General features: G+C 65.5%; 8 protein-coding genes. 4 read left to right on the forward strand and 4 right to left on the reverse strand.

Annotated elements, in window-relative coordinates:
* Window positions 1-320: 320 nt before the first annotated feature.
* Both ACVWWQ_RS05930 and ACVWWQ_RS05935 read right to left on the reverse strand, forming a co-directional pair.
* A complete protein-coding gene (locus ACVWWQ_RS05930; RefSeq protein ID WP_133951510.1) occupies window positions 321-2,804 on the reverse strand; it encodes a glycoside hydrolase family 3 protein in 2,484 nt (827 codons plus the stop codon).
* A gap of 320 nt (window positions 2,805-3,124) precedes the next feature.
* Complete coding sequence (locus tag ACVWWQ_RS05935) at window positions 3,125-4,135, reverse strand: LacI family DNA-binding transcriptional regulator (protein ID WP_099654100.1); 1,011 nt, start codon at window positions 4,133-4,135, stop codon at window positions 3,125-3,127.
* Between the two features lie 234 nt (window positions 4,136-4,369).
* Here ACVWWQ_RS05935 and ACVWWQ_RS05940 point away from each other — a divergent pair, with 234 nt between their 5' ends.
* From ACVWWQ_RS05940 to ACVWWQ_RS05955, 4 genes are all read left to right on the forward strand, one after another.
* The gene (locus tag ACVWWQ_RS05940) at window positions 4,370-6,559 is read left to right on the forward strand and encodes a glucosidase family protein (RefSeq protein WP_133951174.1); all 2,190 of its coding nucleotides are present in this window, start codon (window positions 4,370-4,372) and stop codon (window positions 6,557-6,559) included.
* The gene (locus tag ACVWWQ_RS05945) at window positions 6,556-8,046 is read left to right on the forward strand and encodes an MFS transporter (RefSeq protein ID WP_099654097.1); all 1,491 of its coding nucleotides are present in this window, start codon (window positions 6,556-6,558) and stop codon (window positions 8,044-8,046) included. The genes ACVWWQ_RS05940 and ACVWWQ_RS05945 overlap by 4 nt, the downstream gene beginning before the upstream one ends.
* 121 nt (window positions 8,047-8,167) lie before the next feature.
* Window positions 8,168-9,844, forward strand: coding sequence for an alpha-amylase family glycosyl hydrolase (locus ACVWWQ_RS05950; protein ID WP_133951176.1), 1,677 nt, complete (start codon window positions 8,168-8,170; stop codon window positions 9,842-9,844).
* A 182-nt stretch (window positions 9,845-10,026) separates the two neighbouring features.
* On the forward strand, window positions 10,027-10,575 hold the full coding sequence (locus ACVWWQ_RS05955; protein WP_133951178.1) for an NMCC_0638 family (lipo)protein: 549 nt from the start codon (window positions 10,027-10,029) through the stop codon (window positions 10,573-10,575).
* A 398-nt stretch (window positions 10,576-10,973) separates the two neighbouring features.
* Here ACVWWQ_RS05955 and ACVWWQ_RS05960 read toward each other — a convergent pair whose 3' ends face one another.
* Together ACVWWQ_RS05960 and ACVWWQ_RS05965 are read right to left on the reverse strand one after the other, a co-directional pair.
* Window positions 10,974-12,143: a YncE family protein gene (locus ACVWWQ_RS05960; protein ID WP_133951180.1), complete on the reverse strand. Its 1,170-nt coding sequence runs from the start codon at window positions 12,141-12,143 to the stop codon at window positions 10,974-10,976.
* 69 nt (window positions 12,144-12,212) lie between these two features.
* Window positions 12,213-13,193 (reverse strand): creatininase family protein, encoded by a 981-nt coding sequence (locus tag ACVWWQ_RS05965; protein WP_457383326.1) that lies wholly within the window; start codon window positions 13,191-13,193, stop codon window positions 12,213-12,215.
* Window positions 13,194-13,257 lie beyond the last annotated feature (64 nt).

Raw genomic sequence — 13,257 nt, forward strand, 5'->3', positions numbered from 1 at the left:
GCGCACCCTGTGCGCGCTGCTCTTCGTCGCGTGACGAAAGGCATCGCGCACAGGGTGCGCTCCTACAGCGGCCCGTCAGTTTCGCAGGGCGGGCACGGCCCGCCGTTCTGCCGCAGCTCGCGACATGGACCGGCGGGCACTGCCGCCCTACCAACCATGGCAACGGACATTTTTGGCCGTCCATATGAATTTTCACGCCGCCATACGTCACATCGATCAGCGCGGCAAGCGTCCACGAGAAGGGCGGCCCGCAGGCCGCCTCTGCTCATTCCATTCCAACTTCCCGCGATCAGCTCGCAGAGCGTGCTCGCAAGACGTTGTCAGTGCGCCCCGCAGTCCAACGTCCGATCAGCCACGGTGCCCAGCGCAACCCCGGCGACCGCGATGTCTTCGCCGGAACTGCTGGTCCATTCGAACGGTCGATCCAGCTTGCTCATGTCGGCACCGGCAGCGCGGAAGCATTTCAGCGGCATGCCCACACGCAACCATTGCCCGCGCGGCAGGGCCGCCAGTTGCGTGCCGATCGGTAACTTGGCGCCACAGCCACTGCCGCAACTGACACCGATCGTCGCACCCTGTTTCGATAGCGCGTCAACCCGCAGCGTGGTCACCAGCATCACGTCGCCATTGGTCTCGCGTTCCACGTCCAGCGACGCCGGCGCGACCAGTGCTGCCTGCGCCGTGCCCTTGCCGGACCAAACCAGCTGGCGCGCATCTTCCTGTGCCTTGTAATCGAGCGAAGTCACCCGCAGGCTGCCATCGCGCGTCGCGAACGGCGTGGCGGTGACGCTGCTGCCGGCGCCATCGGCGCCCGTCAGACGCAATGCGAAACCCTGCGTCGGCTTGCCATGGGTGAAGTAGACACCGGCACGCGCGCTGCTCAGTTCGATGCCGGGATCTTCGGAAAGCGGACCGCCCTTGCCAGGCTCGGCGTAGCTCAGGCCGAACCCGTACGGAAACTGCGGATCGTAATGCGCCTTGCCGCCGGCCAGCGGAATCTGCACCGCGGTGCGCGGCCACGAGTACCCCAGCCTGCCGTGGAAGTCATGGGCAATGCCGCCGTCACGCGTGCGCAGCACCACGTCGGCAATGCCTTCGCCTTCGCTGCCCGGCAACCACGCCACCACGAAGGCGTCGGCGGCGTTGATCTCGCGGTTCATCCACAACGGCCGCCCGGTCAGGAACACCGCCACCACGGGTACGCCCTGCTTGCGCAATTTCCGAAGCAGGTCGAGGTCATGGTCATCGCCGGGTCGATAGGCGAGGTTCGGCAGATCGCCCTGGAACTCGGCATACGGGTCCTCACCGAACACCACGATGGCCACGTCGGGCTTCTGCTTGTAGTCACCTTCAACCGACAGCTCCACGCTGCCGCCAGCCGCCTGTACCTGCGCGCGAATGCCCGCGAAGATCGAAGTTGCGCCGGGAAAGTTCGCGTTGGTGAGACCGGTGCCCTGCCAAGTCAGCGTCCAGCCGCCGTTCTGCTTGGAGATGTTGTCGGCGCCATCACCGGCGACCAGCACGTGCTTGCGCGGATCGATCGGCAACACGCCGTCGTTCTTCAGCAAGACCAGCGATTCGCGCACTGCCTGCCGCGCCAGCGCACGATGCGCCGGGCTGCCGATCACTTTCGCCGCGTCACGCACCAGCGGGTTCGCTGACGGCAAGCCGGCCTTGAACATGCCCAGGCGCAGCTTCACCCGCAGGATGCGGCCGACCGCATCGTCAACACGGCTCATCGGAATCACCCCGGCTTTCACTTCGGCCAGCGTGTTGGTGTACAGGCCCTTCCACGAATCCGGGGCTTCCAGCATGTCCAGCCCGGCGTTGTACGCGACCGGGCAGTCCTCGTTGGTGCAACCGGGTACCTGGCCATGCGCGTTCCAGTCGCCCAGCACGACGCCGTCGAAGCCCATGCGCTGCTTCAGCACGTCGGTGATCAGCGCCTTGTTGCCGGCCATCTTCACCCCGTTCCAGCTGGAGAACGACACCATCACCACCTGCACGCCGGCCTTGATCGCCGGCGGATAACCGGCCGCGTGCACGTCACGCAACACTGCCTCGCTGATCTCCGCGTCGCCCTGATCCTTGCCGTCCCGGGTGCCTCCATCGCCGACGAAATGCTTGGCAGTGGCGATCACGTGGTCGGCATCCAGGAACTGCGGCGTGCCGACCTTGCCTTCCAGCCCTTCGACCACCGCGCCGGCGTATTGCGCGACCAGCGCCGGGTTCTCCGAATAGCCTTCGTAGGCACGACCCCAGCGGCCGTCCTGCGGCACGGTGAGTGTCGGCGCGAACGTCCAGTTGATGCCACTGGCACGCAGTTCGCGCGCGGTGACTTCGCCGATCCGGCGGATCAGCTGCGGGTCACGCGCATTGCCCAGCGCGGAGTTCTGCGGAAAGAGCGTGCTGCCGACCAGGTTGTTGTGGCCATGCACCGCGTCGATGCCGAACAGCACCGGAATCGCCAGCCGCCCCCCGCTGGTATCCATCGAGGCCCGATAGAATGCATCGGACAACTTCTGCCATTGCGCGGCCGTGCCGTACTGGCCGCCATCGGGCCCGGAGTTGCCACCGGCCAGGATCGAGCCAAGCCGGTATTTGCGCACGTCGTCAGGCGTCACGTATTTGATGTCGGCCTGGATCATCTGGCCGACCTTGTCTTCCGGCGACATGGTCGCCAGCAGCGCTTTCACCCGCGCCTCGATCGCTGGATCCGGCGGCAGCGGCGAGCTGCCCCGTGGCCAGGCACCGGGGTGAACGGCGGTGGCGGCGTCCCCCGCCAGCACGAAAGAAGTGGGCATGATCAGCGCGCCGGCAAGGGTGACGGAGAGAACAAAACGTCGCGGCAACGAGTTCGGTGGAGGCGGAAATCGCACGGCAAGGCTCCTGGCTGGCGCGCCCATCGCGCACGGTATGAATCGCATAGTGACACGGATGACAGCGCTGTCAATTCGCTGTGCAACACGACCGGTAGAACCGCTGGGCGCACTTCATGGGCGGGCGGGTACTGCCCGCCCTGCGAAGCTGCGCGGGCATTTCGTAGGAGCGCACCCTGTGCGCGATGCCTTCCGTCACGTGACGAAGAGCATCGCGCGCAGGGTGCGCTCCTACACAGGCCTTCTCAGGGAGCCGGGGCGGTGGAGTCGCGGATCTGCAGGGCGAATGGCATCTGCACCAGTTCGCCCGGGCCGCGGCCGCGCAGCAAGTTGAGCAACTGCTGGGCGGCGATCCGGCCCATCTCGCGGCTGGGCTGCTGCACCGTGGTCAGTGCCGGCCACAACTGGCGCGCCAGCGGCGTGTCGTCGAAACCGCAGACGGACAGGTCGTGCGGCACCTTCAAACCGTATTCACCGGCAGCCCACATCACGCCGGTGGCCATGTCGTCATTGGCGGCAAACACCGCGGTGGGCCGTTGCTTCAAGGCGAACAGCTCGCGCGCCGCGCTGACGCCGGAGCCGAACGTAAACGCACCCTGCACCACCAGCGCGGGATCCTCGGTCACGCCAGCCGCCGCCAACGCCTCGCGGTAGCCCGCCAGCCGCCAGCGACTGGCGCCGTGGTCGGCAATGCCCAGCACGTGGGCGATGCGCCGATGGCCGAGGCTCAGCAGGTGTTCGACGATGGCCCGCGCCGCGGCCTGCTCGTCCATCCGCACGCCGATGCCGGCATCGCTTTGCGGCGACACGCTGGCGTACGGCACGTTGCGCTCGCGCAGGCGCTTCAGCAGCGGCGCGTAATCGGTGATCGGCGGGGTCAGCACCACGCCGTCGGGGTGGTGATCGGAAATCAGCGCGTCGAGCCGGCGGATGAAATCGTCGCTGCGCATCCGCAGCGGGCGCACCATCATGCTGTAGCGGTGCGCATCGCAGGCTTCCAGCACGCCATCCTGGATCTCGGCCAGATAGGTCGAAGCCGGGTTGTCGTTGTTGTCGTACAGCATCGCCACCACGAAGGAGCGGTTGCCGGCGAGGCTGCGGGCCGATGGATGCGGGCGGTAGTCCATCGCCTCCATGGCGGCGAGCACGCGCTTGCGCGTATCGTCGCTTACGTTGGCCTCGTCGTTGAGCACGCGGGACACCGTCTTGGGCGATACGCTCGCTGCGCGCGCCACATCTTCGAGGCGTACCCGCATGGAATCTCCCGCTGTGTTTGCTGTTGTCGATTGACTATGCCGTCATCGGATGCCGCTTTACAAGAAGCCACGCCGGCCCGGCCGGCTTGTGGCACAGGCGGCACCGGATGAATACGTATGCAAGCTCTGGTTGCTGCACTGCGACCTTGCCTACCATGCAGGACGCCTGCCCGCGTCCGGAGTGTTCCTGTCCATGATCACCGCCATCCATCATCCGCTGTCGCCAACCCGCCCGTGCTGAGCCTGCTGCTCGCCGGCGCACTGGCCGCCCAGGCGCCGGCCGCCGCCTGGCACGACGGCCTGGACTGGCACGGCGTGCACGTGGGCATCGAGCGCGACTCGCAGCAGCAGTACACGCTGGCCTGGCCTTATGGCCAACGGGTGATCGCGGCGCAACCGCTGCGCAGCGAGACGGCCAGCATGCTGTTCGACGGGCTGTTCGCGATGGCGCAGGACGATCTCAAGCTCGATTCGGTGAGCGCGATCCGCGATGGCGCGTTCGACCACGGCCAGCCGATTCCCTGCCAGTGCTTCGTCACCGGCCTGAAGTGGCCCTACGTGTGGACGCGCGACCTGTCCTACGCGATCGACCTCGGCCTGTGGCGTTTCGACGCCGCGCGCTCGCGCGACGGGTTGCAATTCAAGCTGTCCGAGGTGCGCGTGGCGAGTCCGCCGCAACGCCTGTACCCGATGCAGGACACCGGTTCCGGCGGCAGCTGGCCGATCAGCACCGACCGCGTGGTGTGGTTCCTGGGCGCGCGCCACTTGCTGGGCGACAAGGCGTTTGCCGCCGACGTCCGGCGCGCGCTCGGCACCACCCTGGCGCAGGACCGCCAATACGCGTTCGACGCGCGCTTCGGCCTGTATCGCGGCGAGACCTCGTTCCTCGACTGGCGCGAACAGAGCTATCCGGCGTGGACGGCGGACGACGTGGGTTTCATCGCACAGTCGTTCGCGCTGTCCACCAACGTGCTGCATTACCAGGCGCTGCAGCTGGCGGCCACGCAGGCAGCGGGTCGGCACGACACCGAAGCAGCGGCAGGCTACACCGCCGAAGCCACCGCGCTGAAGACGGCGATCAATACCCATTTCTGGCGGGCCGATCGCGGCATGTTCATGAGTTACCTGGGCGGCGACGGCACGCCGTACGACACCTATGACCTGCTCGGCATCGCACTGGCGATCGACAGTGGCGTGGCTGATGGTGAGCGCGCGCGGCAGGCGCTGGCGAACTATCCCACCTGGCCCGCCGGCAGTCCGGTGATCTGGCCCGAACGCGTCGACCAGCCGATCTACCACAACCGCGCGATCTGGCCGTTCGTCAGCATGTACGCGCTGCGCGCCGCACGCAAAGTCGAGCAGCCGGCGCGGATCGCGCACGAGATCGCCTCGATCATGCGCGGCGCGGCGCTGTATGGCTCCAACATGGAAAACTACGAGTTGCTCAGCCAGGGCCAGCACGTTGACGAAGGCGCGCTGAGCGGGCCGGTGGTGAATTCGCCGCGGCAGTTGTGGTCGGTGGCGGCTTATCTGGCGATGGTCAGCGAAGGTGTGTTTGGACTGGACGAAGACGGCCAGGTGCAACCGAAGTTGCCCACCTCGTTGGTGCCGATGCTGTTCGGTTCGCGCCACACGATCACCCTGCAATTGCCCGCTCGCACGATCACCCTGGTGCTTCCCGAAAAGCTGACCGGCAACCTGCTGGTAGCCGACCACAGCCGCAGCCAGGGCAGCACCACCACGGTGACCCTGAAGGCGGTGCAGGTGGCCGATGCGCCGTTGCGCCTCGACGCGCCGCTGTACGCACCGCTCGCTCCTGCGGCACCCACGGTGCAGCGCGCGGCGGATGGCTGGCGGGTGACGGTCGATGGCCAGCAAAGGTTGTATCTGGACGGCGCCGCGCACGGCGACATCGACGGCACCGCGACGCTTGAGCGAAAGCGGGGGCTGGCCTGCTTCAGCACCACGCGGGTGGACCCGCACGGACTGGAGTCGCTGCATAGCCCGACCGTCTGCGCGGGCGACACGAACACGGTTGGCGGCCAGTGGCCGCGGCGCTGGACGGCACCAGCCAGCGGCGACTATCGGGTGGCGCTCGACTACGCCAATGATCACGGCCCGATCAACACCGGCATCACTGCCGCAGTGAAGATGCTGGTGATCGACTGCACCGGCAGCGACGAGCAGCGCCTGCCGCTGGTCATGCCGCACAGCGTGCGGGTGCAGTCCTCCAGTTGGGGCCGCTTCACCGCCCGCGCCGGGGCCACCTGTCGATTCAGCCTCGACGACGGCTTCAACATGAGCTATCTCGCCCACTTCGCCCGCTATACCGGAGGCACCGGCGGCAGCGAAGGCCCGTTGAATCAGGCAGTAGTGCATGATCTGCGGATCGCTCCGCTCGCCCACGGCCCCGATTTCCGATGAACGATGGTTCCCGCGTGACGTCCAAACCGGCGCTGTCGTTCTGGCAGATCTGGAACATGTGCTTCGGCTTTCTCGGCCTGCAGTTCGGCTTCGCATTGCAGAACGCGAATGTCAGCCGCATCTTCCAGACGCTGGGCGCCGACCTCAACGACATCCCCGCGCTGTGGATCGCCGCCCCGCTGACCGGGCTGATCGTGCAGCCGATCATCGGCCACTTCTCGGACCGTACCTGGACCCGGCTCGGCCGGCGCCGCCCGTACTTCCTGGTCGGCGCGGTGTTCGCTTCGCTGGCCCTGCTGTGGATGCCGAATGCGCCGGTGCTGTGGATGGCGGCCGGCCTGTTGTGGATTCTCGACGCGTCGATCAACGTCTCGATGGAACCGTTCCGTGCGTTCGTCGGCGACCAGCTGCCCACCCGCCAGCGACCGGCCGGCTATGCGATGCAAAGTTTCTTCATCGGCGTGGGCGCGGTGGTGGCCTCGGCGCTGCCATGGATCCTGGCGCACTTCGGCGTGGCCAACGTGGCCGCGGACGGGGGTATTCCGGACACGGTGAAATACGCGTTCTATGCCGGCGGCGCGGTGCTGCTTGGTGCGGTGCTGTGGACCATCCTGAGCACGCGCGAATACCCGCCCGAACAGCTGCAATCGTTCAGCGACAACGTTGCCGAACAACCTGCCGTGGACGCCAGCCGCGCCTGGCGCTGGGGCGTGTTGCTGCTGGTGGTCGGCGTCGCGGTGCTGTTCGCCATCCAGCACTTCTCACTGGAGAAAGAAGTCTACGTGCTGGCCGGCGGACTGATCGTGTTCGGCCTGCTGTTCGTCTGGCTCAGCTTCAGCCGCAGTCACGGCATGTTGCGCGAGGTGATGGGCGATCTTTACAGCATGCCCGTGTCCATGCGGCAACTGGCCTGGGTGCAGCTGTTCTCCTGGTTCGCGCTGTTCGCGATGTGGATCTACACCACCTCGGGCGTGACCCAGACCATCTACGGCACCACCGACGTGCACTCGGCGCTGTACAACGAAGGCGCCAACTGGGTCGGCGTGCTGTTCGCCGCCTACAACGGTTTTGCCGCCGTGGCCGCGGTGGTGATCCCGCTGATGGTGCGTCGCTGGGGCCTGCGCATCAGCCACCTGATCAACCTGTGCCTGGGCGGCGCGGGCCTGTTGTCGTTCCTGCTGATCCGCGACCCGCACTGGCTGCTGGCTTCGATGGTCGGCGTCGGCTTCGCCTGGGCCTCGATCCTGTCGCTGCCGTATGCGCTGCTGTCGGACAACCTGCCGGCGGCGAAGATGGGCGTCTACATGGGCATCTTCAATTTCTTCATCGTGATCCCGCAATTGCTCGCCGCCAGCGTGCTTGGTCTGCTGCTGCGGCTGTGCTTCCACAACCAGCCGATCTGGGCGCTGGCGCTGGGCGGCGCCTGCCTGCTGGTCGCCGGTCTGTTCACCCTGCGCGTGCGCGAGCCGGTACTCCACACCCCGTAGGAGCCCGCTCGCGGGCGATGCTCTTGTTGGGGAACGGAACAATTCAACCGCATCGCCCGCAAGCGGGCTCCTGCACATTCACAGATGCGTGTCGCTGACGCATATTGCCCCGGGGAACACGATGGCAAAAAACATCACTGCAGCTCTGACACTGTTGCTGGTCATGGGTCTCGCCCACGCTGCCACCACACCCGAATTCGTCGGCACCGACGCACCGATGGCATCCAACGCCATCTACTTCGTGATGACCGACCGCTTCGTCAACGGTGACCCATCGAACGACCAGCGCACGCAGGGCGGTGCGCACCCCACCTTCGACATCCCGGTACCCGGTGCGCCAAAAGGTGAAAGCGCCAACATCGGCTACCTCGGCGGTGACTTCAAGGGCGTGCTGGAAAACGCCGGCTATATCCGCGGCATGGGCTTCGGCGCGGTGTGGATCACGCCGATCGTGGACAACCCGAACGAGGCCTTCACCGGCGGCGATCCGGTCAGCTGGGGCTCGAAATTCACCGACCGCGGCAAGACCGGCTTCCACGGCTACTGGGGCGTCAACTTCTACAAGGTCGACGAACACCTGCCCAGCAAGAATCTCGACTTCGCGCAGTTCACCGCGGACATGCGCGCGCAGGGACTGAAGACCGTGCTCGACATCGTCGCCAACCACGGCTCGCCGGCCTTCACCATGCCCAAGCCGCAACCGATGTTCGGCCAGATCTACGACCAGCAGGGCAAGCTGATCGCCGACCAGCAGAACCTGCCGCCGTACAAGCTGGACCCCGTACGCAACCCGCTGCATCGCTTCTATCACGCCTGGGACGACCTGGCGCAGCTGTCCAACAACGACGACCAGAGTCCGGCCGTGCTGGACTACTTCGTCGGCGCATACAACCAGTGGGCCGACCAGGGCGCCGATGCGTTCCGCATCGACACCATCAGTCACATGTCCACCGCGTTCTGGAAGCAGTTCGCCGCGCGCATCCGCGCCAGGCACCCCGGCTTCTTCATGTTCGGCGAAGCGTTCGACTACAGCCCCGACAACATCGGCAAGTACACCTGGCCACAGAACGGCGGCATCAGCGTGCTGGACTTCCCGTTGCGCGGGCGCATCGCCGACGTCTTCGAACACCCCGGCAGCGACTACGCCCAATTGCTCGACCGCCTGTACCTGACTAACGGCCCGTACCAGAACCCGTACGAACTGGTCACCTTCTACGACAACCACGACATGGCCCGGCTGGACGCCAGCGACAACGGCTTCATCGACGCCAACAACTGGCTGTTCACCGCGCGCGGCATCCCGGCGATCTATTACGGCTCGGAAACCGGCTTCGAGCGCGGCAAGGCCGAGCACCAGGGCAACCGCAATTACTACGGCCAGCAGCGCATCGACAACGCGGCAGACAGCCCGATCTATCCCCGGTTGAAGCGCATCGCCCTGTTGCGCGAGAAGATGCCCGCCCTGCAACGGGGACTGATGCTGCCGCTGCAGTTCGCCGGCAACCAGGCCGCCTTCTACCGCGTCTACCAGAAGGGTGACGTGCATCAGATCGTGCTGGTATTGCTCAACAAAGGCGACCAAGTGACGTCATTCGACATCAGCGATTACCTGCAGGCCGGTCGCTGGGTGCCCGCACTTGGCGGCAAGCCCATCGACGTAGGCGCAAGCGGAAAACTGTCCGCGACCGTGGCGCCACACGACGTGCAGGTCTATCTGCTCGACGCCACCGTCCAGCGCAGCGATCTCGTCGCCGAGTTGACCCGGTTGATGGTTGAACGGGGCCACCCGGCGCACTGAGCCGGCACGCCACCGCAAGCTCCAAACGGCAACCGCCCATGCGCACTGGCCGGCCTGCCGTACAATTCCGCTGCCCCGCGCCGAGTGCGCTCAAGCAGGACAGCCGCGCCGCTGTCCGTGCACAAACCCAACGGACGACATCGGGCAGGCGGCGGAACTCTTTACTCTTTCAAGGATGAAACATGCGCAAGTTGCTTACCGCCCTCGTCATGCTCGGCATGACCTCGAATCTGGCCACCGCCGCGACCCTGGGCGAAAAGCAGGCTGGCTCGTTCGCCAACATCTACGCCTCGCTGTGCCTGAAGCACCTGAACCACCTCGGTGAACTGCGGGAAAAACTGCAGGCGATGCCCAAGCTGCCTCCCGAAAAGGCCGCCCATTTCCTCGCCGGAAAAGCGGGTGACGCGTGGCCGGTACCCGACCAGCACGGAACCTTCGTGTTGGCCCTCGCATTCGAAAAGAACTTCTGCGCCGTCTACGCGCGCAAGGCAGACACCGAAGCGGCAAAGCAGCAGTTTGCCCGACTGGTCGACAACGCCCCTGCCCCGCTGGTCGTCACGCGGACCGCGCCGGAGCGAACAGATACCGCCGCCAACGGCACTACCGAAACCGTTTCCTACACTTGGGCGGTTCCGAACGGAAACCGCCGCATGCTGTTCATGCTGACCACCGCCTCGGCGGAGTACGCACAGCTCCAGGTCATGGCATCCGCGTCGCTCATCAACCCATGAAGTCGAAACACTGACCCCGCATCCGCAGGAGCCCACTCGCGGGCGTTGCTCCCACGCGCTCCGGCCTCGGTCGCACGCAGCTCACCTCGCTGCTCTTCAAACGCACCGAAAAACGCAGAGCTTTCCACCTCCTGCGTAGTTGATTCGGCAATGTCTGCTTTCGACGGCAGATTCAACTGATCGACGCCACACATTGCCGACGGCGCCCCGTTGACTCGCTGATCAGCATACCGGTCGAGTCACACCACTGCCGCAGCGGAGGGCCAGCCCAACCGCACGCCTGGAATCCGCAACGCGCCGATGATGATGCGCAGGGTGGTCGCCCGCCGGAGCGGGTTTCGCCGGGAAAGCCGATCAATGACGTTGCGGGCGACCTGCAGGTCGCTGGAGTTTCGCGGTCAGCGCATGATGCCGGTGTGGCCCAGCGAATAGCGTCCCGGCTGCGGCCATACGGTCAGGCCGTGCGGCTCCATGCCGACCTTGATGCTGCGCACCTTGCCGGTGCGAGTGTTGATCGCATACACCACGTCGTCGAAGCGACCGCTCAGCCACAGCACGCTGCCATCGGCGCTGACATTGCCCATGTCCGGGCTGCCGCCGCCGGGAATCGGCCACTTGGCGACGACCTTGCGTGTGGCGTAGTCGATCACCGAGACGCTGCCCTTGCCGTGGCGCCGGCCGTGAATCTTGTGCGAGCCCCGGTTGGTGACGTACAGCCGGGTGCCATCGCGACTGGGGTACAGCCCGTGGGTACCGGTGCCGGTGTGGATGAAGCCAATCCTGGTGAAGTTGTCGCCGTCGACGAGGAACACACCATCAGCCATCATGTCCGCCACGTAGAACACCTTGCCGTCCGGCGAAACCCGGATGTCCTGCGGCATGCCGGCTTTCTTGTCCAGCTGCAGGTAGCCGAGTACTTTCTGGTTCACCATGTCGATCTTGGCCAGGGCGCCGCCGAACTCGCAGGTGAAGATCGCGTAGCGCCCGTCGATCGAAAAGTCGGCGTGGTTGATGCCCTTGCAGCCAGGCACGTCCAGGCGGTTCTTCAGCGCCATCGTGTGCGCATCACGAAAATCCAGTTGCGCATGCGCCTCGGATACCACGATCGCTTCGCTGCCATCCGGAGTGAAGTACATGTTGTACGGGTCGTCGACCGGGATCGCGGTGCCCGGCTGGCCGGTCAACGGGTCGATCGGGGTCAGGCTGCCTTCGCTACCGCCCTCGGCGTTGTCGGTCACCCACAGCGTCTTCAGATCCCATGACGGCACGATGTGTTGCGGACTGCGCCCGACCTTGAACGTGGTCAGCACCTTGAAGGTGGCCGGATCGATCACGTATACGTCATCTGAACGCAGGTTCGGCACATACACCCGCTGCAGTGCGCCCTTCACCGCCGGGCTGAAATTGTTGGCGGAGGACTGGCTGTAGAGGTTTGCCGGATTGCTCACCGGCGGCATGCCCGGCACGGTGACGACTGGCGTCGCCGCGGTTACGGTGCCGGTCAGGGCCAAGCTTGCCCACAACACGTTCGCTCCAATCGCGCGACGCATCAAACGGTGGAAAGGCATGTCTTGTGTGCCCTGTTTTCTGGTTTCGTCGAACGTCAATGATCGGGAGATGGCCGACCTGCGCGCAGATCAGTGACCGTCGGTTTTCTCACGAATCGCCGCGACCGTGCGAGACACGATCGTATCGGCGCCCAGCTTACCAAGCTGCGCGGACGAGCGACGTGGATCGCCGCCATAAACTCCGTCGATGGCGCCTGGCTTCCCCGCATGTCGCAACTCATCCAGCCGGACCATCTGCGGCGCCACCGCCAATTGCAGCGAAGTATCGGCCATCCCGGCATGGGTACCGATCTCGTCATCGTGAAAACCGTGCTGGCGCAATATCTGCGCAAAGCCCTTCGAGCTGGTTTCGTAATACGCCGGCGGCACGAACGCGCGCGCACTGGTCTGCGCCCATGCTTTGTTGAGCTCGGCCACCACCCGCTTGAGGTCGTTCTGGTAGCCGCCGTGATCACCCAGGAACACGATGTTGCGGAAACCGTGCACCGCAAAACTGTTCGCCACCGAGACCAGCATTTGCTCGAACGCCGCGTCAGGAATGGTGATGGTGCCGGGGAAACGCATATGCGAGGTCGGCGGCGCATAACCACCCTCCGGCACGTAGGCCACTACCGGTGCCACCAGCGCATTGCCCAGCTGCTCGGCGATTCGTTGCGACAGCCATGCCGCCCGCACATTGTGCTTGCCCAACGCGATGTAGGGCCCGCTCTGCTCGGTGCCGCCAATCGGAATGATGATGGTGGTCTTGCCCGCTGCAATCTGGGCGCGCAACTCGGTCCAAGTGAGGTCTTGCAGTTGCACGGTGTGCGGGGCCTGCGCGCGGGCCATTGGCGCCAGCAAGAGCAGCAGCGAGAAGGCGAAGATCTTTCGACACGAAAAGCGGGGCACGGAAGATGGGGACACGGCGACACGATGGTTGAAGAGCGGCACCGGGAACAATGGGACAGTTGTACGCCGTTGCGCAAGGCATTCTGCCGGCATCGCTCTCCTGTCACTGCAAATTTGCTCAGCGGCTAAAGCGGCAATATCCGTGCTTTCGTGGGTGCGCACATGCGGACTTGAGATCCGCAACCGACCGCTTGATGTCGGTTTTTAGCGGCAGTTTTGCGGCAAC

This window comes from Rhodanobacter sp. TND4EL1, assembly GCF_054061035.1.

Excerpts from the sequence above, each read along its gene's own strand:
- ACVWWQ_RS05930 (WP_133951510.1), bottom strand. The coding sequence starts at position 2,804 with ATGCCCACTTCTTTCGTGCTGGCGGGGGACGCCGCCACCGCCGTTCAC.
- ACVWWQ_RS05935 (WP_099654100.1), bottom strand. The coding sequence starts at position 4,135 with ATGCGGGTACGCCTCGAAGATGTGGCGCGCGCAGCGAGCGTATCGCCC.
- ACVWWQ_RS05945 (WP_099654097.1), top strand. The coding sequence starts at position 6,556 with ATGAACGATGGTTCCCGCGTGACGTCCAAACCGGCGCTGTCGTTCTGG.
- ACVWWQ_RS05950 (WP_133951176.1), top strand. The coding sequence starts at position 8,168 with ATGGCAAAAAACATCACTGCAGCTCTGACACTGTTGCTGGTCATGGGT.
- ACVWWQ_RS05955 (WP_133951178.1), top strand. The coding sequence starts at position 10,027 with ATGCGCAAGTTGCTTACCGCCCTCGTCATGCTCGGCATGACCTCGAAT.
- ACVWWQ_RS05960 (WP_133951180.1), bottom strand. The coding sequence starts at position 12,143 with ATGCCTTTCCACCGTTTGATGCGTCGCGCGATTGGAGCGAACGTGTTG.